The sequence below is a fragment of the Turicimonas muris genome (assembly GCF_002221595.1).
GTDB lineage: Bacteria > Pseudomonadota > Gammaproteobacteria > Burkholderiales > Burkholderiaceae_F > Turicimonas > Turicimonas muris.
On the sequence record NZ_NHMP01000001.1, the window covers coordinates 1 to 21,058 of the forward strand.

The window sequence follows — 21,058 nt, forward strand, 5'->3', positions numbered from 1 at the left end:
AATTAAGCGTCAAGATACGACACAAAAAAGTTATAAAGCAAGCCGACAATTCTGGCTAATCAAATCCGCTGGAAAGCAAAGAAAAATGGCATTGGAACTCCTAAATTTTCTAAACACTTGGGAACAGTGTAAGTTCGGTGAGCTTGTTAAAAGAATCTCAGGCTCTGCCCTTAGTTCTCCTGAAAACCCCGGCGTGGAGTACGAGGACATAAATTCTGGAGAAGGTACTCTAAACAAAGATGTTCGATTGAAGGTAGGTACAAAAAAAGGACAACCTTTCGAGCCAGCTGATCTCTTGTATGGGAAACTAAGACCTTATTTAAAGAACATTCTTTTGCCAGATTTTTCGGGCGTGGCGATTGGAGACTTCTGGGTCCTTCGTCCTGCAAAATATTCTTCCAAGTTTCTGTTTAATTTAATTCAAACTCCAAGATTTGAAGAAAAGGCAAATTGTTCTGCTGGTTCAAAAATGCCTAGAGCGGATTGGAAGTTAGTTTCTAATTCAATCTTTGCCGTTCCAAAAGACCCTCGGGAAGCAGAAAGAATTGGCGAACTTTTTCTCTCCTTAAACAGTACTATCACTCTTCATCAGCGTGAGCTTCCTCATCATTAATCTGAAAGGTACTTATATGTCCGATACCTCCCCTCCCAAACCTGTCCTTTTTCGTTCGTATTACAGAGATTGGATTGAAGTTTATAAAAAGAATGCCGTTCGGAATGTCACCCTAAGAAAATATCTTCTAACCCTGTCCTGGGTAGAAAGATTAGCTCCCGACCTGAGACTTTCTGAACTCACCAGGCTCGACTATCAAAAGCTCCTCAACGACTTTGCTTCTGAGCATGAAAGACAGACAACGATGGATTTCCACCACAACATTAAGGGTGCAATATTAGACGCCGTCGAAGAAGGCCTACTTGAAAAAGATCCTACCCGAAAGGCCATTATTAAAGGAAGAGAACCAAAATCAAGAAAAACCAAGTACTTGAATCATTTTGAACTACATAAACTTCTTGAATCTCTAGAATTATCCTCAACGCCATCCTGGGACTGGCTCATTCTTCTTATCGCTAAAACCGGAATGAGATTTTCGGAAGCCATCGCTCTGACCCCCAAAGATTTCGATTTTTCCAAACAAACTTTGTCCATTAACAAAACCTTGGATTACAAAACGAGAACGGGCTTCTTGCCGACCAAAAATAAAGCGTCGATCAGAAAGATTCAGTTGGATTGGCAAGTGTTGATGCAATTTTCGGAGCTAACCAAGCCGATTGAAGAAGACGAATTGATCTTTGGCTCTCTGGGGAAAATTTTTAATTCAACCGCAAATCACAACCTAGAGAGACGGTGTAAGAAAGCTGGAATATCCGTCATCTCGATGCATGGTCTTCGACATACCCACGCCTCCATTTTATTGTTTGCTGGTGTTTCGATTGCTAGCGTAGCAAGAAGGCTTGGTCATGCCAGCATGACAACCACTCAAAAAACTTATCTCCATGTCATTCAGGAGCTCGAAAGCAAAGATATCGATCTAGTTATGCGTGCCATGAGCTCTCTGAACTGACCTTTATTTCACGCTGATGAAAAGAGCTTATCTCGTCTCTAGAACCGAGTTAAAGGACCGATTTCCTCTTTAAACATTTTGTTTGCTGCCTCTCGCAGCTCTTTCTTGTACCGTAATTTATTTTGTTTATTACCTTTCTCTTTGAAAAGAGGGTAATTCCCTGTCAATTCTATTGCACTGAGTCCATCCCAAGCATCTTTAACGGCATTAAGCTCGGCCATAGTTACCGCCCACTTTTCACTGAAAGCCTCTAGTTTCTCTAGAATCTTTTCCCCGAGTTTGCGCTCCACAATCTCAAAAGCATTCTGTCCAGTAAAATCATGCGGACTATTTTTTATATCTGCCCAGATTTGTTCGACAATGGAACCAATCCCTGGGTTCTGCTTTTTATAGAGCTCAATATATTTAGAAACTCTCTTCTCTTCTTTTTCACTAATTCGAGCGACGGCTTCATCGGCGCATTCAGGAATATGGGACTGGATAAGTTCCATTAAATATTTGTAGTTAACCTCAAAGAATTTGACACTTTCCAGCCTATAGTCAAAATCAACTAAAATCGGTGACTCTTCCGGATCAATAGGTCCCTCTCCCCTTATTATTTCTAAAGCATTTTTATAAAAGCCCACGTAGCTTTCTATCTTCTCGCGTGTGATTCCGAACTGTTCTTGCAGTTTATCCTCCTCAAACTCATCGTAAACTTGTAGGGAGCTAAAAGCTCTGTCCACTGCCTGATATGCCCGAACAAACTCTTTCAGGTCTTCTAGATCCGTAAGCTCGCCGGCCTTATCTGAAGAAGGCGCAATCTCTTTTAGAACTTTTACCGCTTTTTTAAACTCTGTCTTTGTTTCTTTCCACGAGGGGGCCGAAACCTCTGCCGTTCCCCCGCTTGAATACAGCACTAAAGCTTCATCAATTTTTCTTGCATATGAAGCGGGAAATTGCATTGTCACAATCTGCCCATAACGCTTGACCGGCGTAAAAATACGATTTGTCCGGGAAAAAGCCTGGATAAGGTGCTGAGGTTTCATTGGAGGGCGATCCAAGAATATTGTGGATAAACACGGTGCATCAAACCCTGTCAAAAGTCGGTCAACTACTATTACAAGATCCAACTGTTGATCTCGCGTCCTATATCGAGATTCTTTTCTCGCCAATCTTTTGTTTAAATCTGCGTTATATGCACCTAACTCATCTAAGCTGGCAGGCGCATCTGGGAACATCTTCTTGTAATCCTCCAGAGACTCTTTCATCGCCTCTTTGTTAACATCAGCTCCGTCTTCGTTTTCTCCTACCGTATAAGTAATGGCTACCTTCGGAAAATCCGGCAATCGAGACAAAATACTTTCTTTGACCTTGTTTTCCGCTTTAAATTGCTTGAACAGCTTGTAGTATGCCTGAGCTTCTTTGATGGAACTGCAAGTCAGAATTCCTTCAAAGGTATTCCCTTCTCCAGCCACCAAATTTAGCTTTCCTCCGCTCTTATTTATTATGTAATCAACAACCTTTTCGCGATGAGCCGAATTGCTGTACAAACTTTTGCCATTCTTTTCATAATGGCCAACAACGGCATCTTCCAGTTCCTCCTGGGACATTGAGAAAATTTTTTCTTCAGAAAAAAGTTTGTTTTCCCTGGCTAACTCTTGCAAACTCTCCAGTCCATTTCCTAAGGACTGAATCTGAAATCCCAAGACTGCCCCATCATGCAAAGCCTCCTTAATCGTATATTTATGGAGTTCTCTTTCGTAGAGCTTGAGAGTAGTTCGAGGCAGGTCTCCCAACATTTCCCTTTGGTTCTCAGCAAAAATAGGAGTACCCGTAAACCCATACCATAGACATGGATGTTCAAACGAACCAAAGAAATTGCCTAACTCTCGCTTTGTTTGCGGAGATACTGTTCTATGACATTCATCGATGACAAAAGCTAGACGCTTGCTCTGGAGCTGCTTTTTTAATTTTGCAATTGGCTCTGATAAGTTTTTCGCAGAACATTTTCTAATAATGTTTTGCATCTTCTGAATTGTTGTGACAATCGCCGTTTTTTCTTTATTACAAAGCTTATTCTCCAAATCTTTAGTGCTTTCCGTCTTATCTACATCCACATCATCATTATGTGCGTAAGATTGGAAACTGTCGGAGGTTTGTTTATCCAAATCTCTTCTGTCGATCAGAAATATCGCCTTATCAATGGAAGGAATGTCTAGCAAGTTCTTTGTGACTGTATAAGAAGTCAACGTTTTTCCAGATCCGGTCGTATGCCAGACGTATCCGGATTTGTTTTCTTTAGAAGCTTCGCGAATTTTGCTAATCGCATGTATCTGATATGGGCGCAATAAAACTTGTCGTTTATTCGTCTCATCAATCACAGAATACCGTCCAATCATCAGATGAGCCATTGGTATATTCAAGGCGGCTTTGGCAAACTCCAGACAAGAATTAACTGTTTGATTATCTTCATCAACCCAACGGGTTAAGAACTTTTCACCCATCTCGCCTGTAGTATTTGCTGCTATATAGCGGGTCTCAGCCTCGTTCGAAACAACAAACATCTGCACAAAACCAAATAGGCTTCTGAACTGTCCCTCTCTACAATAATTTTGTATCTGTCTAAATGCATCCATGTACGGGTGGTCTGGATTTTTTAACTCAATATGAATGAGGGGTATGCCATTAATAAGAAGAGAAACGTCGAAACGTCTTTCCCTCTCACCGGTTTCAGGAAGAAATTGGTTGATTACTTCATAAGAGGATCTTCCCCCAGCTATCTCTCTGTTATTCAAAGCCATCAGATTAATTTGGCCTAAAGAAGCATCTTCTCTCACTAAAGGTATTTGAGAAATCCCATGCTCTCCTGCGAGCCAGAGCGCAGCCTTGTAACTGGTAGAGGAATTCTCCAGCATGTAATCTTTGATCTGCTGCATTTCTCCGTCAGTTATCTCGACGCCATTTAAAACTCCTAGATTATTTTTATTCAACTTATCTCGGAAGTTTGCCCACAACTGCACATCAGTTTTAATATCAGGACGATGCGTCCACTGCGAAATTCCACTAGTTAGTTGATTTATTAGGGACTTTTCAATCTTTGCTTCTAACTCAGACATCGAGATTACCTATATAAACATTTGTTGGAGAAGTGCTTTTTTAAGCAATTGCATTTTTTCTAACTTACGCTGATGAAGAGAAATAGCATCATCCAAAGTACGGAAAAAGTTCCCTATAGCCGTTTTTTCTGTCTCAGAAGTGGGCATAAGGAAGACCATCTGTTTGAGCATCCCTCCAGTTATTTGATTAATAGTAGCTCCTAAGTTCTCCGTGATAGCTTTCTTAAAAGCCTGAGAATCCATTAAGACACTTATAAAATCCGGCTGTTTTGTGCGGATCCCTGTCATAAATGCTCCAATTACTGCATTATCTAGTGGCGTTTTGACTATTGCATGCTTTCCAATAAGAGACCTAGAGCCATTTCTCACAACGACTATGATGTCGTTCAGTTGAACTGGAGTTGAGGTAGCTTTTCCCTTTAAGACATAAACGCTATCCTCTAAGGATATTTCTCCGTCTTTGACATTTGAAGAACGAAGGACTAACGATCCAGGTGACGGAACAACGTCTTTTGGAGAATAAGTGAGCCCTCCGAATAATTCAATTTCGTCTATTAACTTACGCTGTTCCCAAGCGTCAGCAAATTCAGGAAAGCGAAGCCTAGGGAAAATCTCCCCCTCTCTAGGGAACATATTTTGAAGTAAAGATTCCTTCAACTTTTTGAAGTGCTCGAGCTTTTTCTGATGAAGAGTGATAGTACTGTTTAAGGAGAGAAAAAGTTCGCCAATTCTTTCTGCTTCCCGAGGGTCTTTTGGAACGGCAAAGATTGAATTAGAAACTAACTTCCAATCCGCTCTAGGCATTTTTGAACCAGCAGAACAATTTGCCTTTTCTTCAAATCTTGGAGTTTGAATTAAATTAAACAGAAACTTGGAAGAATATTTTGCAGGACGAAGGACCCAGAAGTCTCCAATCGCCACGCCCGAAAAATCTGGCAAAAGAATGTTCTTTAAATAAGGTCTTAGTTTCCCATACAAGAGATCAGCTGGCTCGAAAGGTTGTCCTTTTTTTGTACCTACCTTCAATCGAACATCTTTGTTTAGAGTACCTTCTCCAGAATTTATGTCGTCGTACTCCACGCCGGGGTTTTCAGGAGAACTAAGGGCAGAGCCTGAGATTCTTTTAACAAGCTCACCGAACTTACACTGTTCCCAAGCGGGAAAATCGCTTCCATCGTCCTTCTTGAATCTCAAGCGGGGGGAACTTAATTCTTTAGTCATTTTTTTTACCCCTATAACTTAAAACTCAGGCCAAGTTCTTGGAAATATTTATTTAACCCTTCAATAGATTGTTTTTCTTCCATTTCTATCTTATTTAGTTCTGCGAAAACTTCGGCTAAATCAATTTCCTCTTCCTCTTCAGAGGTATCCACATAACGTGGAATATTCAAGTTAAATTCATTCTCTTGAATCTCTTGAAAGTTAGCTACGTGAGAAAACTTCTCAATATCTTTCCTTTCTTTATAAGCCTCAAAGATTTTGTCTATATGCTCCGGAAGAAGGTAATTTCTTGGCCCCTCTTTCTTAAATTCTTTAGAGGCGTCAATAAATAAAACATCCCTCTCCTTGCGCCCTTTCTTCAAAACCACTATGCAGGTTGGAATAGATGTAGAAAAGAAAATACCCGGTGGAAGACCGATCACGGCGTATATGCTTCCATTTTCAAGCAACTTCTTCCTTATTGTGCCTTCAGAAGATCCTCTAAAAAGAACACCGTGCGGCAAAACAATTCCCATCGTCCCATTATCTTTTAAGTGATAAAAGCCATGAAGCAGGAATGCAAAATCTGCCTTACTCTTAGGCGGTAAGCTTCCGTAGGGAGAAAATCTCGGATCGGTGAGAAGCCCCTCATGAGCGTCATAATTTTGAGAATAAGGGGGATTCATCACGACGGCGTCAAAGTTAGTAGGCTCGTCAGTTGGCCAGTCAACACCAAGAGTATCGCCTTGTCTCAAATGTTGCTGGGCCCCAGAAACCTTGTGAAGGATCATGTTCATCCTGGCCAAGTTATAGGTTTGGTTCTTCATTTCTTGACCAAAATATTGAATCTTGTCCGTAAGAGATACCTCGTCTGTATCCAGCAGAAAATTTTTAGCTTGAAGAAGAAGAGAGCCGGATCCCATTGTTGGGTCGTAAATTGAAAAGCCGCTTTTCCTCTCCATTCCGTTAGTGACAATCCTTCCTAATAGTTGAGAAACCGCACGTGGGGTATAAAACTCTCCGGCTTTTTTCCCCGATTCTGAGGCAAAACGCGAAATTAAATATTCGTAGGCATCTCCTAGAGCATCCGCATCGTAATTTCGGAAATTGATGTTGGCCAACTTCTTGATGACGGATGAAACTAATACGTTTCTCTCTGCCTGAGTTTTTCCTAAATCTTTCGAGGTAATATCGAAATCTTCAAAAAGCCCTTCATAAAGATGATCTTGGCTTTGCTCAATATCTCGAAAAGCTTGGGCAAGGTCGCTAAGCATAAATTTGCGTTCATTTATTTGCTTAGCGAAATTAGCAAACGTATATTTGGGTTCGACGAAACAACCGAATTGATGCACTATCTCGTTTTTGATGTCTTCTGCGTCATCCGATTGGCAAGCTTCTTCAAAGATTGCTTGTGCTTCTTCTAAATCCTTCGGCTCACGGTCTTCCAGCAGATCCACAACTTCATAAAGAATATTGTCGGAAAGACTCTTGTAGAAGACAAGGCCTAAAAGATAATCTTTGTATACGTCCGCTGACATTGTTTTTCTCATTTCATCAGCAGACGCCCACAAAGCACTGTTGAGTTCCTCTTGTTTCAATCCGGTCATTGCCTGTATCTCCTACCAGTTTTCCACTCAGTCTTTGAGCAGTAAAGAAAGAGCTTTGTAATGTCTTGCTCTTCGGTTTTGAATTAGTTCTGTTTTTTCTAAAAAGATTTCGCAGAGAATGTTGAAATACAAACTGTATATTTCCCACAAGTGCAAAGAATAAAGAAAAGCACAGCTCTCGCCAACTTTTCCGAAACTACTCGGTGTTTTTACCCAACTCAATTCTGTTACTACGCGCGTAGTTTTATTCCTAGACTCTTCTTCAGAGATGGGTTTTTGGTCTCTCAATCAAATCTTTTTATAAATACAACTTCTCAATCTTTGGAGTATTTCACATGAATATCACCAAAAGTCAATTCCTCAAAGGATCTGTTGCTTCTGCTTTCGCAATCGGTTCTGTAGCCTCTGCTTCTGCCAAAGCTTTGACTCCGGATACAAAATGGGATGATGAAGCTGACGTAGTCGTAATCGGGTTCGGCGGAGCCGGCGCATCCGCTGCTATTACTGCGCATGATGCCGGCAGTAATGTCCTTATCATCGAAAAAATGGACGCTCCCGGCGGAAACACCGCAGTTTCTGCAGGCGGCTTTATGATTCCTGACGACATCAATCAGGCCCGCAAGTACCTGGCCGGAAGCTATCAGTATTGCCACGCTGAAATGGATGAACAGCTTCTCGATGCATTTTGCAAAGGAACCGGCGAACTCCGCGATTGGCTCACAGGCCTTGGTGATAACGTCGGCATGTTCGTTTACGGGTATGCCGGCTTCAAAAACCTCGAAGGTGCCGACACCATCAAGAGATATCGTATTCGCGGTCAGAAAGGAGGCCCTAAGAAAGGAAGCGGTGACTGCCTCTTTGATCTCTTGAAAGGTGCTGTAGAAAAACGCGGCATCCGCACCATGCTCTCCACTCCTGTCGTGGCCATCATCAGAGACGGTGACGAAGTAGTTGGCGTTGAAGTTCAGAAGAACGGCCAAAAACAAAACATCAAAGCTAAGAAAGGTGTTGTTCTCGCTACCGGCGGATACGAGTTCGATCCGGAATCTCTCCAGAACTACACAATGGGCTATGGAATCGGTGCTATCGGTAATCCGGGCAACACCGGTGACGGCCTCCGTTTAGCACAGTCCATGGGCGCAAAACTCTGGCATATGAACGCTTATTCTGCGTTCCTCGGCGTTCGTTATCCTGGCTATAAGACAAGCGTTTCTATTTCTCCGAAAGGCGCTGGTTATATCTGGGTTGACCAAGACGGCAAACGCTTCAGCAGCGAAAAAGTTGACGGCCACTGCCAGATGTACGTTGCCTCTCACTTGGACGCTGTCCGCCATTGCTATCCGAGAATTCCTTGTTACCTGATTTTCGACCAGGCCACAGCTGACAAAGGACCGATGGGCTCCGGCTTAGGTTCCGGCTACGCCATCAACAGAGAAGGTCATCGTTGGTCCAAAGATCTCAGCAAAGAAGTTGAAATGGGTCTTCTTAAGAAAGCCAATTCCATCGCAGAGTTGAGCAAGATGCTCAACCTTCCTGAAGGTCAGTTAGAGAAGACCGTCGAAAAATGGAATACAGACGTCAAAGCCGGTAAAGACACGGAATTCGGTCGTCCAATCCACGCTAAAGGTAAAGGCTCTTACACCTTCGATGGTCCTGAAATTTCTGCTCCAATCGAAAACGGACCTTTCTACGCTGTAGAACTCTATCCAACATTGGTCAATACACAGGGCGGTCCGAGAAAGAACGTTAAGGGTCAGGTTTTGGATGCCTTCGGCAATCCAATTCCGCGTCTTTACGTAGCCGGTGAGCTTGGTTCCATGTGGGGTCCGATCTACCAAGGAGCCTGCAATAACGCAGAATCTATGGTATTCGGCCGCATCGCCGGTGCGAACGTTGCTCAGGAAACTCCGTTGAAGTAATGATTGACTAGAGAAATCTAGTTTTTCCTGGTGTCGCGGATACGAGAAGTCAGTTCTCGTATCCGCGTATTCATTTGTGATTGATTAAGATTATTTTTTGATTTTGCCGTACTCTTCTCTGAACTCCTGGAGAGTAAGGGCATCAAATTTTTTCAAGATATTTTGACGGTGTCTTTCCAGCGTTCTTTCACTAATTCCCAAATGCTCCGAAATCAGCGAAGACGGCAGTCCTTGTGTCAAATCACCGGCTACTTGTTTTTCTCTATCCGTTAATTTTTCTAATTTTCCAGCCGGAGAGCTCTCAAAATTTGCTTCTAATCGAGCTCTGTCCTTGCTGACGCCTCTCTCTATCGCCGCAAACAGTTCTTCGGGCACAATGGGCTTTTTGAAAAAATCAAACGCTCCGCCGCGGAATGCTTTAACTGCCGTGTCCAACGTCCCGTAATTGCTCATAAAAATGATCGTCAGGCCATTGCCGAGCTTTTCCAGTTTTCTTTGCACTTCCAACCCGTCCATTTGCGGCATCTGAATATCCAGCAGCAAACATCCCGGCTGCTGCGGATCCAGTTCTTTAAAAAACGTCTCCGCATCCGAATAACACTTACACGCCCAGCCTTTATTTGTTAAGGCAAATTCCAAAGCTTCTAAAAGTTCTTGGTCATCATCAAGAATACGGATTAGACAGTCTTCTTTTGCAAAAGAGTTACTCATCTCCATTCACCTTACTTGACGGCAATTCAACTACCACTGCCAGAGCTCCCAACGGACTGACTTCAAACGATATGGTTCCTGAATGAAGCGAAACAATCGACTTTACAATACCCAGTCCTAAGCCCAAGCCGCCTTTTTGAATCGTTGTCCGGCATCTTGTTTTTTCTCGGATGGCTTCTAAAGTTTCCTCTGATATTTTCGGACCAGTATCCCAAATCTTCAGCAACCCCCGATTGTCTTTCTCTTCCAAAGTTAAAAAGATATGCGTCGTTAATCCTGATTGCGCTGCTCTGAAACTGTTTTTCAGCAGATTCATTACTGCCAACTCCAACTGATCCGAGGAGCAATAGACTTCCAAATCTTTTTTCGGCAATTGATAAGTCAAAATTGTTTGATCCAAGGAATACAAAGCGAAGAAGTCGGCTATTGTGCTGCCGATGACTTTATTCAGGCTCTTGTGCTCCAGAACCGCCTCTCCTTTAGCGAACTCTCTGACGAGCTGAACGATGCTATTCAGTTTCTCTGCCCGCACTCCTATCTTAGAAACGGCCGCGAGTTCTTTAGAGAAATCGACCGATAAATCTTTTTCTTTTTTTGAAAGCATCTGCTTTAAGGTATCTGCAAAAAGCAAAATAGAAGACAGGGGCTGCGACATATCATGGGCTACCGCAGAACAAAGCTGAGAGACTTCCTGTTTGCTCCTGAACGCCTGATATTTCCCGTCAATCGTTTGTATTCTGTCTTTGAGCTGTCTTTCGCGGTCAAAAGAATTCTGCAGCTGTTGTGTACGTCTGCGAACCAAGAAAGTGATTCGGATGCTGTGGTAAATATAGAAAAGTGCCGCCAACAGACCAATGAAGAAATAGTTTTTATATTTCTCAAAAAATTCTTGCATCGTCTGTGAATTTAAATGCGCAAAAGGACCAATCTTCAAATCTCTGTATAGATTGTCAATCAACGTGAAGTCACTGGCTATTTTCCATTCGTAGCCTTTAGGCATCGTTTTATTCGCCTTTTCGAGTTCCGTGTAGATCTTGTTGACCGTTGTCACGTCCAGATGCGGCGGAATCAGAATGCTGAATCCCGGATACAAAGGTGTACTTGTCACGCACGCACTGTATGGATTCCTCTTTTCGTTGATTACACGCAAATGTTGTGTCGGGTCAGGCTCGCCTTTTGCTCTCTTATTTTCCGCAAAACAAGCATTGAGCACGATAGCATCCACTCGGCCTTCTTCCAATGCTTTCAAACGAGCCTTGACATCATCTCCGAGATATAACGTCTTGCTGAAAAAATTATATGGATCGTATCCCTGGTCATGCAGCTCTTTGAGAACCGTCAGCTCGCCTCGGTACGCTCCCTGCTTATTCGTACCGAGAATCTTGCCTTTTAAATCCTTCAAAGAAAATATGCGGTCATCTTGCGCTAAAACATAAATCACGGAACCCATCACATGATCCGGATCGGGACTTAGCGGCGCAGTGGAAGTCAGCAAATCTCTGAGCCCTGAATGAATATTTCTGCGGTAGGCAGCAGCTCCGGCAATCACGAGATCAGCCTCTTTATGCGAAATCGCATGATCGAGCCCCCTCCAATCCGTCGAATAAGTCGAGACCTCTCTCGGATAAACAGCCTTCTGAATGGCGACAATTGTTTTCTCGCAAAACTCGGAACCTTTTTCATCTCCCGTAAAGTCAGCTCCGTAAATCTTGAAAGGTTCGGCTAGCACGTTTTGACAGGCAAAAATCAAGAAAACCGGCAAAAATCCATTAATGATTTTCTTCATTTCTTCCTCTCGTACAGACGCCTAAAAAAAGGCCCTGATCGAATGACCAGAGCCTGAAAATCAAGGAGAACTAAATTAAAAACCCCAAACTTACTACTTTGCTTGAGCTGCGTTTGATCCGGCAATTCTTCCGAATACCATCAAATCAGCTACAGCATTACCGCCTAAACGGTTTGCACCGTGAATACCGCCCGTGACTTCACCGGCAGCATAGAGTCCTGGAATAATTTCACCCTTAGCATTGACAGCGTGAGCTCCTGTGTCAATGTGGATACCGCCCATGGTGTGGTGGATGGTCGGAACTTTTCTGGCAACATACCATGGTCCTTCAACCATCGGTCTGTCATCAGTATGAGTTGCTTTGAAGCCGAATTTATCTTGTTCAACTTCGTGGCGTGCAACTTGGTTGTAAGACTCGATAGCTGCTTTCAATCTTGCCGGATCAACGTTGATGATCTTGGCTAATTCATCAAGATTTGCAGCTTTCTTGACGCGGCCCTGAGCAAGCATGTCTCTCATGGTGCGTCCGCTTAACAAGTCAATAGCGTTTTCGTCCGGGTATCTGAGCTTGTTCTGCACCAACCAGTATGTAGAACCCGGCTGTGCGAACACGGCTTTGGACAATACGTCTCTGGCTGCACCTTCGTTAACGAAACGGTCTCCGTTGGTGTTGATGAAGAGACGATTTCTACCGGAGGTCTTAATGTCGAGCATCAAGCCGGTTCCCGGAGATCCGTTCGGGTGTACCTGAATATCAGACAAGCCAATCAATTCTGCACCGGCTTTTTCTGCTAACTGAAGGCCTTGACCCTGAGCAGCAACACCAATGTTAGAACAGCCGATTTCTTTGCCGAGGTCAGCTTCTTTCCAAACACCTGTGTTGACTTTCTGACGGAATTCAACGTTGGAACCGAAGCCGCCTGTGGTAACGATAACGCCCTTATCAGCCACGGCTGTGACATCTTGACCTTTGTGTTTGGCCTTAACACCGACAACTCTGCCGTCTTTCATGATGAGTTCGGTAGCCGGAGTTTCCAAAAATACTTTGACTCTATCAGGACCGTACTTAGCCAATTGTTTTTCCAAGGTGACGACATAGGTGTTGCCGCCGGCCGGATTTGGATAGTGGCTTCTTTGATACAGAGCACCGGTAGCTGCGCCGACTTTAGGATTGAACTTCAAGCCCATGCCTTCAAGCCACAAGAGAGCAGAAGGAGCATTGTCAGCAAGAACTTTAACCAGTTTCGGATCGCTGACGTTGTGGCCGCCCTTCATAGTTTGTTCGAAATGCTTCTGAGGATTGTCTTCGATTCCCAAAGCTTTCTGATACTTTGTTCCGGAGGCGTTCAATGCGCCGCCGCAGACGTTGGTGGAACCGCCCAAGAAGCCGAGTTTTTCGATGATGATAACCTTAGCACCGTGTTCCAAAGCGGAAACCGCGCTAGCTAAGCCAGCTCCGCCGCCTCCAACGATCACGACGTCAGCACGTTCTGTGACGGGAGCTTTGTTGGCGTCTGTTATACGCTTGTTGAAGTCACCTTTTTCAGCACCTGCTTGCTTTAAGCAATCCTTAATGGCGCCAAGGAGCTGGAAGCTTGTTACGGAAGCGCCGGAAACGATATCAATGTTTGTAGACTGGTTCTTGATAACGCTGTCTTCGAGTTTCTTGATGGCAACTTTACCGACGCCCGGACTTTCCAGGTCTTTAGTTGCGATGGAAGCAATTTTGCCGCCTTTGATGTCAACGGTCACTGTGATCGGCGCATTGTGGCCCGTAACCGTCTTAGTATATGTACCGTCTTTGACGGCTGCAGAACATGTTCCTGCTATTGCAAAGGCAGCTAAAACGGCCAATGTGATCTGTTTCATAACAAAACCTTTGATTTGAAGTTGATTAGAGAAATTGAGATGAGGTTTTTTTGGTGACCGGGCCTCTCCGGTTTTTAATTAAGGAACCTTAAGTTCTCTGAATTCGTGGCATTCGTCGCACAAGAGAACTGGTTTCTTATGACCGCGGTGACAGCTTGTACAATCCGGATTTTCAATGTGTGAGTCGTGCGGATTGATGTCATTCTTGTCGGTACGGGCTGCGACTTTGTCATAGCTTCCGTGGCAAACCAGACACTGCTGAGTGGCTACCGCTTTCGGAGGCATTGTGGTATGGCATGCTTCGCACTTACCGCCTCTTTCCATGTGGCGATCAGCGAGCATCTTATCAGCTGCAAAAGAAGTCGTAGCTGATAAAGCTAAAACTAAGATGGAAACAACGGTCTTTAACATGATAAATCTCGGGAGGAGTGCCGCTTGCGCGGCACTTGTTAGTTAAAAGAATTTATTGAAGAGCTTATTACCAGTTTTGTTCGCCGGCAGCTGTGCGTCCTGCAATTCTTCCGAATACGCATGCTTCGGAGTTGTTGGTAGCACCCTGGTAGATGTGGCCCCACATAGAACCTAATTCACCGGCGCTGTACAAACGTGGAATCGGGTTGCCGAACGGATCAAGAACCTGACCGAGTTTGTTTCTCTTCGGGCCGCCCTGAGTGTTCAGAATGGCTGGGTAGAGTTCAGCTGCGTAGTATGGGCCTTCACCGATTGGACGAGAAATGATCGGAGCTTCACGGCCTTCGAAAGCAACTTTGTCTTTCTTTTCAAGAGGACGTCCGAAGTCTTTATCGGCACCGGCTGTAATCTGTTCATTCCATCTCTTGACGGTTTCAACAAGGTTTTCAGCAGAAACGTTGTTCTTCTTCCCGTCTTTAGCCATGTAAATTCTTCTCCAACCCTTGTGAATGCTTAATTGTTCCCACTTTTTATAGAAGACAAATTTAACTTATATTTGATTTATATTATACTTAGTTTTTACTTTTGTGGTATAATTAATAAAAATTAGATTCTGGAGAGGATATGCCTACTATTGCTCTGCAGCACTACAAACGAGGATCGCACTATTACGCCAGCATCATCGAAACCTTTCGAGACCCGGTTACCCGTAAGAACTCTTCTCGGACTTTGGAAGCTTTAGGAGATATTTCTGAAAAAATGAAGGAGGATCCGAACTACCTTCAATCTTTAAAAGACAGAGTCACAGCTCTGCGCTCGGATGCCTCACGTGCAGAACAGCTCCAAGAGGCTGCGGTTCGGCGGATTGCGCCCGCGGTTTTTAATTCTTCGGCAGACGCCTCATCTCCTCGGCTCCATTACGGAATGGCGCCCATACGAAAAGTCTGGGAAAAGCTTGGATTAAACGCGTGGTTCCGTAAGGCCGGATACAACAGAAAACTTTCCTGGGATTTAGATTTAGCCGTGTTCTATCAAGTGGCCAGCCGTATTCTCAGTCCCTTGAGCCGGCGAGGAATGAGGCGTCAATGTCCCCGTAATTTGTTCAAGTTTGACTCTGTCTCACTGGATCATCACTACGAAGCTTTAGACATTCTGGCTGCTTCTAAACCGACTATTATCAAAAAACTTGATGAAGCCGTATGCAAAGAAATTTCGCGGGACTGTTCCTTAGTCTTTTATGACGTAACCACTTTTTACTTTGAGAGCTTTGAACCTGATTGTTTACGTGAAAGAGGCATGAGTAAAGAACACCGGACTCATGAGACACAGGTTCTGCTCGGTTTATTAATTGATCGTTGCGGCATTCCTCTCGACTATGAAATCTACCGCGGCAATACGGCAGAAGTTAAAACTTTAATGAAAGTTGTTGAGTCGTTCCGAGAAAAATGTCCGCAGGGCAAACCCATTGTTGTAGCCGACAGAGGACTCAACAGCAAAGACAATCTCTCCAAACTGATTAAAAACGACTGTGCTTTTATCGTGGCGCACAGTCTTCAGCGGCTCAGCAGCAAAGAGTTGGGAAGCTTGTTTAGCGAGGACGGCTGGAAATATAAATTTGATTCAGAAACAGGAGAGATGTCATGGAAGATGAAGACAATGGACTGTCCTGATGCGGTTAAGCAAGAAGAATCACAAGAAGCTGTTAAACCGCGTTTGATAGTGACTTGGTCGGCTAAGCGGTATGCCCATGACATGAAGGAATTAAATTTGCAATGGGAGCAAGCCAAAAAAATGGTAAGTGCCGGCACCGGCAGAATTGATGCCTCTTTTAAACGAGGCTCGAGACAATTTTTGAAAAGAGTAAAGCAGTCAGATCCAGATGAAAAGGCGCCGGAGGAGCGTTATGAATTAAACCGTGAGCTTTATGAACGAAAAATAAGGTTTGCAGGTTATTACGGTTTGATTACTTGCTGCGAAGACTTGAGTGATGAGGAGATTTACTCGAGACTAAGAGAATTATGGAAGATAGAGAACTGCTTCCGAGTAATGAAATCAGTACTGTGTACGAGACCGATTTATGTAAGAACAGAAGCACATATCCGAGGTCACTTTGTCGTTTGTGTTCTGGCACTGGCTTTGGAGAGGTTCATGGCATTTAAGCTGCGAGAGCAAGGCATAGAGTACTCTGCGGAGATGATGGTTGAACTGCTGATGTCTCCGACAGTCTCTCCGATTGAAGGGGTAAAAAACAAAGTGAAGCTGTACCTTAAAACAGGAGAACAAGAGCTGGAGAAACCGGAAAGCAGCTGCTCGAAGAGCGTGGATCTAAACCAAGAAGCGGAAAAAGTGATGGCTGTCTTTGGAGTTGAGCCGCTTCCAACACTCACCACCGTGGTTGATATTACGAAGCGTCTCGGAGTTAGATTGCCAATATAAGTGACTTTTGTCTGCTTCAAAAATTATATAACTCTCTGAATTAAGAGAGTTTTGTTTTATTTTTACAAGCTAAAGACGGGATTGGAAGATTGAGTCAGGCTGGATAACCTATACTCCGGGGATAAACATGGCTATTGTTGTTGCAGTTGAAATGTTTACGGAACCGGGAGAAAAAGTCATTATTCAGTCTCCCGTCTATTATCCATATTATGACTATGTTACCTACAAAGGAAGGCAGATTGCCTTCAATCCTTTATTAAACAAGGGTGGAAGATACGAGATGGATTTTGCTGAGCTCGAGAAAATTGCTTCACAAAAAGATACACGAATGCTAATTCTCTGCAGTCCGCATAATCCTGTTGGAAGATGTTGGGAAAAAGACGAACTGAAAATGGTTCATGAAATCTGTGAGAGGAACAACGTCAAAGTTGTTGTCGATGAGATACATTCAGACCTCATTCTTGGAGAAAGTAAATTTATTCCATATGCCACTATCTCCGAAAAAGCCGCAGACAATTGCATTATCTGTACTTCACCTTCGAAGAGTTTCAATTTGGCGGGACTTCTTGTGTCTGACATCATTATTCCGAATGAGAAGATTCGAAAAGAGTTTCGCTATCGGATGGCTCCTTACTACTTATGGCCCGGCAGTTTTGGTTCCGTTGCTCAGATTGCCGCATACAATGAAGGAGAAACTTGGCTCGAGGCTCTTCTAACATATCTGCATGGCAATGCTTTGTTTCTTGACAAGTTCTTGAAAGAAAATCTTCCAAAGGTTAAATACAGAGTTCCTGAAGCTACTTATTTGGCTTGGCTGGATTTCAGAGCTTATGGATTCTCAACGCAACAGTTAAAAACATTAATTCATCAAAAAGGAAAGGTTGCTACCGACGACGGTACGATGTTCGGACCAAATGGTGAAGGAGACGGCTTCCACAGGCTTAATTTTGCTTGTCCCAAAAGCTTATTGGAGAAAGCATTGAATCAAATTGCATATGCAATCAACTCTTCTGATTTGAAGCCTTGATTAGCTTGGCGGAAGGATTACTACAAACACTTCTCGCCAAATGTTCAGCCAATAACGGTTCTTCTGCTTCCTGAAGTTCACTACTTGAACTATTAGAACTTCTCAGGATTAGCCTTCGTCTTTAAACGGATTGAAGGCTAATTTCTTACTCTTTTAGATTGAGGAACTTTTTCTTACAGAAGCCTTTAGGTCATTTAGGCGCAATTTCTCGTCTTATCGGCAAGCCGTAATTTCCATCTTGATATCAAACGGTTTTCCAAAGTAAACCCAGGAAGTGACAAGTACATCCACACCGGTTGCTGCAGCTTCTGCAGCATTATCTGCGTTTATTCCGCCGGCCGCGTTGATGATGAGATTTGGAAAACGTTTCTTAGCTTCCGTGACGAACTTAGCCAATGTCGGAAAATCGAATCTTTCGCACTGAATAATATCGGCACCGTATTCTGCAAATCTCATTGCATCTGCGTAATTGTCAGCCTCTACAGCCAGCTTCTTTTCCGGCTCATGAATTTTGGTCCTCCGAAAATCCTCTTCAAAGTCTTGAGAAAACACCCGATGTTGATCAAAAATCAGAATCGATCCAGACAGGCCCGCTCGATGCACGATGGCTCCTCCGGCAAGCGCAGCACTTAGAGATATTTTCTTGGTTCCCGGAAAGTGTTTTCTCGTTACGGCAACCATAACATTAGGATTAACTTTTCTTGCGGCATCGACCATCGCTCGTGCACGGCCCGAAATGCCAGATGAGTATTCCATCACATTTTGAGCGGTTTTGTAGACTGCATGGATTTTGTCTGCTTTACCTGTGGCTTCCAGCACGACTTCTCTAGCTTTTCTGAATTCACCGTCTTCTGCCTGTAAAAAGACCTTCATTCCGGCCTTTTCTAAGAGACAAGCCGCAATCTCAACTCCACTTACGATGCCGTCTTTTTTCGGATAGCAGCGAAGACGGCCCGGTTCTTTTGATATCCCAAGAGACTCTGTGGTGCAGTCATTCAAAGGAATATCTTCAGTAAGCAGATTGTCGATAAAAGCATCGGAAAGATAAAACATTAAATAACCTCTTTAGATTGGACAAGGTACAAAGCGACATATATAAAACAGGCGAATCCGGCAAGAAGAAGGCAGAGAAAAGTCGCGGTTTCAAAGTCTCCTCTCGAAACGGAATTGAAGATTTCTAACGAAAGAGTGTTTGTTCGGTCGGAAATATTTCCTCCAAGCATCATCGTAATCCCTACTTCACCGGATGCTCGCGCAAGGCCGAGAAGAAGGCCTGCTGCAATGCTGTTACGGATGATCGGCAATGTGATGAAAAAGAAATACTTGAGAGGTGGGGCCCCGCAAAGTCGAGCTGCATCCTCGATTTCTTTCAGATTCACGCTCTTGAGAGCACTTTGGACCGGACGGATGAAAAGCGGGAGGCCGGCGATGAATGCTGCAAGCACAATTCCGGTTTGAGAAAAGATCAGTTTGATTCCGAATACGTCACTGAAGAACCCACCTAACGGACTTTGTGTACCGAGCACTAAAAGAAGCAGATAACCAAGCGCAATGGGCGGAAAAACCAACGGAAGCGTCACTAAGAATTCCACGGCTTTGACGATGCTGTGCCGGCTTCTGGCGAACCAGAAAGCCAAAGAGGTTCCCAAAAGCAGAAACAATACGAAACTGAATCCGCAAACTTTCAGTGTTAGGTAAATGGGAAAGGAGAGTTCTTCTGCGGTCATGTGACTTATTTATCGATGCCGTGTTTGACGAGGAGCTTCTTGGCTCCTTCAGAATTCAAAAAATTCAAAAATGCTTGAACATCTTTATCGTTTTCCTGGCCTTTTACAACTGCAGCAACCATTTCAATCGGTGCGTAACCTTGGGTAATTTCAACGCTTCCTCCGATTTTATCTTTTCCTTGTCTGGCGGCCGTGCGATTGAGGAAGCCTGCGTCTACCTCACCTTTGCTCACATAGGCCATGACTTGAGGAACAGAAGCGATCTGCATGGTTTTGTCTTTAAGAGATGGGACGTTTAAGCCGTCAAGATATTCTTTAGCTGCACGGCCGTATATAGCAGCTTTGGGATCGGGATAGGTAAAGGTCTTGACTTTGTCGGTGGTAAGGTCCTGCGGTCCTGTAATAGCGCTTCCTTTCTTCCAGATAAAAACAAGAGGAGTATTGCCAAGCTTTTGAAGCTTTGAGAATTGAACCGGAGATTTAATGCGTTTGAGAGTACCGAGATCAGAAATTACGATATTGACGCCGTTGCCAGCGGCAACCTGTGCCAACATCTGACCAATGTTGCCTCCGTAGTTTTCTACAGCTTTCTGACCAGTTGCCTGTTGGTAGGCCTTTGCAAGTTCTTTGCTCATTGGCATGTAACCTGCGCCGGTTGTGATGCTAACTTCTGCATAAGCACTGGTGCAAAGAAAGGCAGCTGCAATCATGAGTGGTTTAAATTTCATTTTGGTCTCCTAGATTCTGAAGTTTCTGGAAAATTTCTTCGGGCGAATCAATAGGTTCGATTTGCCCGGCATCGATAAAAAGTGATTCGTTTCCAACTTTTTTGGCCTCGTTGGGACTGTGGGTGATATAGAGGATAGGAATTCTGAGAACACATGGAATTCTTCCGATGTATTCCAGAAGTTCCTTTTTCCTGACGATGTCAAGGCTGCTTAGAGGTTCGTCAAGAATTAAAAGCTGTTCGCTAGCCAAAATAGCTCGCCCGAGAGAGACCCTTTGAGCCTCGCCTCCAGATAGCTCACCGAGCTTTCTTTTAAGAAGACTCCCAAGATCAAGTAGATCGACGAGTTCGTCAAACTTCACTATGGATTTTCTATTGCAGTGACTGAGAGGAAACCGCATATTTTCTTCTGCAGTGAAATGAGGAAAGAGCCGGGGGTTTTGAAACACCATTCCTATGCCTCTTTTTTCACACGGCAAGTTGATTCCTTTTTCAGAATCGAAAAAGATCCTACCCTCAACCTGAATGCGTCCTTTATCGGGGGAAGAAAGGCCGGAAATCAGAAGAGCAAGCGTGGATTTTCCTGCTCCGCTTTTTCCAACGACAGTTGTGACAGGTCGGGTCAGCGTCGCCTGAAAAGTGAACTTGTTGGTTCCGAGTGTCTTATCAATATCAAAAAAAATCATGCTCAGTTATCAAGCGGATAGTTTCCGATTTCTCCTGGGTTGTCGTTATTCTTGTTGAGAATAACGATTATAACTGAAGACATCGTCTTAACTGGAATAATTAATGAATTAAAAAGGAGGGATTTAGTTCGTTCTGTCTAATCATAGGAAACCCTTCTCAAAAGTACGTTCTGATGGAAAGTTAAGGCAAACTTGCAGAAGTCATCTTTTCTAAAGAGCTTTGCCGAGGTGGTAAATCTAGAGAAGAGGTGCACAGCTCCGTGCACCTATTTACGGGGAGGAGAAGCGGGAG

At 43.8% G+C, this 21,058-nt stretch carries 16 protein-coding genes and 1 pseudogene; 5 read left to right on the top strand and 12 right to left on the bottom strand.

The genetic code is table 11. The features are described 5' to 3' along the window. Together ADH67_RS00005 and ADH67_RS00010 are read left to right on the top strand one after the other, a co-directional pair. On the top strand, window positions 1-613 hold a 613-nt coding region (locus ADH67_RS00005; RefSeq protein WP_237307759.1), incomplete at its 5' end, for a hypothetical protein. 16 nt (window positions 614-629) lie between these two features. After that, entirely contained in the window at window positions 630-1,562 is a 933-nt protein-coding gene (locus tag ADH67_RS00010; RefSeq protein WP_066595474.1) for a site-specific integrase, read from the top strand. A gap of 38 nt (window positions 1,563-1,600) precedes the next feature. On the opposite strand, the gene ADH67_RS00015 is transcribed toward ADH67_RS00010, so the two are convergent. The 3 genes from ADH67_RS00015 to ADH67_RS00025 form a co-directional block, all read right to left on the bottom strand. Continuing rightward, window positions 1,601-4,660: a type I restriction endonuclease subunit R gene (locus ADH67_RS00015; RefSeq protein ID WP_066595476.1), complete on the bottom strand. Its 3,060-nt coding sequence runs from the start codon at window positions 4,658-4,660 to the stop codon at window positions 1,601-1,603. A 9-nt stretch (window positions 4,661-4,669) separates the two neighbouring features. Then, on the bottom strand, window positions 4,670-5,740 hold the full coding sequence (locus tag ADH67_RS00020) for a restriction endonuclease subunit S domain-containing protein (RefSeq protein WP_158212603.1): 1,071 nt from the start codon (window positions 5,738-5,740) through the stop codon (window positions 4,670-4,672). A gap of 152 nt (window positions 5,741-5,892) precedes the next feature. After that, entirely contained in the window at window positions 5,893-7,467 is a 1,575-nt protein-coding gene (locus ADH67_RS00025) for a type I restriction-modification system subunit M (protein ID WP_066595480.1), read from the bottom strand. 335 nt (window positions 7,468-7,802) lie between these two features. Here ADH67_RS00025 and ADH67_RS00035 point away from each other — a divergent pair, with 335 nt between their 5' ends. After that, on the top strand, window positions 7,803-9,386 hold the full coding sequence (locus tag ADH67_RS00035) for an FAD-dependent oxidoreductase (RefSeq protein ID WP_084081583.1): 1,584 nt from the start codon (window positions 7,803-7,805) through the stop codon (window positions 9,384-9,386). Between the two features lie 90 nt (window positions 9,387-9,476). Here the strand turns inward: ADH67_RS00035 and ADH67_RS00040 are convergent, their stop codons facing one another. The 5 genes from ADH67_RS00040 to ADH67_RS00060 all read right to left on the bottom strand — a co-directional run bounded on the left by ADH67_RS00040 (window position 9,477) and on the right by ADH67_RS00060 (window position 14,647). Beyond that, the gene (locus ADH67_RS00040; RefSeq protein WP_066595484.1) at window positions 9,477-10,097 is read right to left on the bottom strand and encodes a response regulator transcription factor; all 621 of its coding nucleotides are present in this window, start codon (window positions 10,095-10,097) and stop codon (window positions 9,477-9,479) included. Further along, on the bottom strand, window positions 10,090-11,883 hold the full coding sequence (locus ADH67_RS00045) for an ATP-binding protein (protein WP_066595485.1): 1,794 nt from the start codon (window positions 11,881-11,883) through the stop codon (window positions 10,090-10,092). The genes ADH67_RS00040 and ADH67_RS00045 overlap by 8 nt, the downstream gene beginning before the upstream one ends. A gap of 93 nt (window positions 11,884-11,976) precedes the next feature. Next, a complete protein-coding gene (locus ADH67_RS00050; protein WP_066595486.1) occupies window positions 11,977-13,752 on the bottom strand; it encodes a flavocytochrome c in 1,776 nt (591 codons plus the stop codon). 78 nt (window positions 13,753-13,830) lie between these two features. Next, window positions 13,831-14,163: a cytochrome c3 family protein gene (locus ADH67_RS00055; RefSeq protein ID WP_066594995.1), complete on the bottom strand. Its 333-nt coding sequence runs from the start codon at window positions 14,161-14,163 to the stop codon at window positions 13,831-13,833. 67 nt (window positions 14,164-14,230) lie between these two features. Then, a complete protein-coding gene (locus ADH67_RS00060) occupies window positions 14,231-14,647 on the bottom strand; it encodes an FAD-binding protein (protein ID WP_066595487.1) in 417 nt (138 codons plus the stop codon). Window positions 14,648-14,787: 140 nt separating this feature from the next. Between ADH67_RS00060 and ADH67_RS00065 the strand changes: the two genes are divergently transcribed. Together ADH67_RS00065 and ADH67_RS00070 are read left to right on the top strand one after the other, a co-directional pair. Next, the gene (locus ADH67_RS00065) at window positions 14,788-16,599 is read left to right on the top strand and encodes an IS1634 family transposase (RefSeq protein WP_089275677.1); all 1,812 of its coding nucleotides are present in this window, start codon (window positions 14,788-14,790) and stop codon (window positions 16,597-16,599) included. Window positions 16,600-16,702: 103 nt separating this feature from the next. Beyond that, window positions 16,703-17,626, top strand: a complete 924-nt coding sequence (locus ADH67_RS00070) for a MalY/PatB family protein (RefSeq protein ID WP_272893855.1) — start codon at window positions 16,703-16,705, stop codon at window positions 17,624-17,626. Between the two features lie 213 nt (window positions 17,627-17,839). Here the strand turns inward: ADH67_RS00070 and modD are convergent, their stop codons facing one another. The 4 genes and pseudogenes from modD to ADH67_RS00090 form a co-directional block, all read right to left on the bottom strand. Then, window positions 17,840-18,679 carry a ModD protein gene (gene modD / locus ADH67_RS00075; RefSeq protein ID WP_066595490.1) on the bottom strand — a complete coding sequence of 280 codons (840 nt, stop codon included), beginning with the start codon at window positions 18,677-18,679 and terminating at the stop codon, window positions 17,840-17,842. Further along, window positions 18,679-19,353, bottom strand: a complete 675-nt coding sequence (locus ADH67_RS00080) for a molybdate ABC transporter permease subunit (RefSeq protein ID WP_066595492.1) — start codon at window positions 19,351-19,353, stop codon at window positions 18,679-18,681. The genes modD and ADH67_RS00080 overlap by 1 nt, the downstream gene beginning before the upstream one ends. Before the next feature lie 5 nt (window positions 19,354-19,358). Next, the gene (gene modA, locus ADH67_RS00085) at window positions 19,359-20,081 is read right to left on the bottom strand and encodes a molybdate ABC transporter substrate-binding protein (RefSeq protein ID WP_066595494.1); all 723 of its coding nucleotides are present in this window, start codon (window positions 20,079-20,081) and stop codon (window positions 19,359-19,361) included. After that, window positions 20,071-20,691 (bottom strand): annotated as a pseudogene (locus ADH67_RS00090) (ATP-binding cassette domain-containing protein); the annotation flags it as partial. The pseudogene ADH67_RS00090 and the gene modA, both read right to left, overlap by 11 nt. Between the last annotated feature and the right edge of the window lie 367 nt (window positions 20,692-21,058).

Excerpts from the sequence above, each read along its gene's own strand:
- ADH67_RS00010 (WP_066595474.1), top strand. The coding sequence starts at position 630 with ATGTCCGATACCTCCCCTCCCAAACCTGTCCTTTTTCGTTCGTATTAC.
- ADH67_RS00015 (WP_066595476.1), bottom strand. The coding sequence starts at position 4,660 with ATGTCTGAGTTAGAAGCAAAGATTGAAAAGTCCCTAATAAATCAACTA.
- ADH67_RS00025 (WP_066595480.1), bottom strand. The coding sequence starts at position 7,467 with ATGACCGGATTGAAACAAGAGGAACTCAACAGTGCTTTGTGGGCGTCT.
- ADH67_RS00035 (WP_084081583.1), top strand. The coding sequence starts at position 7,803 with ATGAATATCACCAAAAGTCAATTCCTCAAAGGATCTGTTGCTTCTGCT.
- ADH67_RS00040 (WP_066595484.1), bottom strand. The coding sequence starts at position 10,097 with ATGAGTAACTCTTTTGCAAAAGAAGACTGTCTAATCCGTATTCTTGAT.
- ADH67_RS00045 (WP_066595485.1), bottom strand. The coding sequence starts at position 11,883 with ATGAAGAAAATCATTAATGGATTTTTGCCGGTTTTCTTGATTTTTGCC.
- ADH67_RS00050 (WP_066595486.1), bottom strand. The coding sequence starts at position 13,752 with ATGAAACAGATCACATTGGCCGTTTTAGCTGCCTTTGCAATAGCAGGA.
- ADH67_RS00055 (WP_066594995.1), bottom strand. The coding sequence starts at position 14,163 with ATGTTAAAGACCGTTGTTTCCATCTTAGTTTTAGCTTTATCAGCTACG.
- ADH67_RS00060 (WP_066595487.1), bottom strand. The coding sequence starts at position 14,647 with ATGGCTAAAGACGGGAAGAAGAACAACGTTTCTGCTGAAAACCTTGTT.
- ADH67_RS00065 (WP_089275677.1), top strand. The coding sequence starts at position 14,788 with ATGCCTACTATTGCTCTGCAGCACTACAAACGAGGATCGCACTATTAC.
- modD (WP_066595490.1), bottom strand. The coding sequence starts at position 18,679 with ATGTTTTATCTTTCCGATGCTTTTATCGACAATCTGCTTACTGAAGAT.
- ADH67_RS00080 (WP_066595492.1), bottom strand. The coding sequence starts at position 19,353 with ATGACCGCAGAAGAACTCTCCTTTCCCATTTACCTAACACTGAAAGTT.
- modA (WP_066595494.1), bottom strand. The coding sequence starts at position 20,081 with ATGAAATTTAAACCACTCATGATTGCAGCTGCCTTTCTTTGCACCAGT.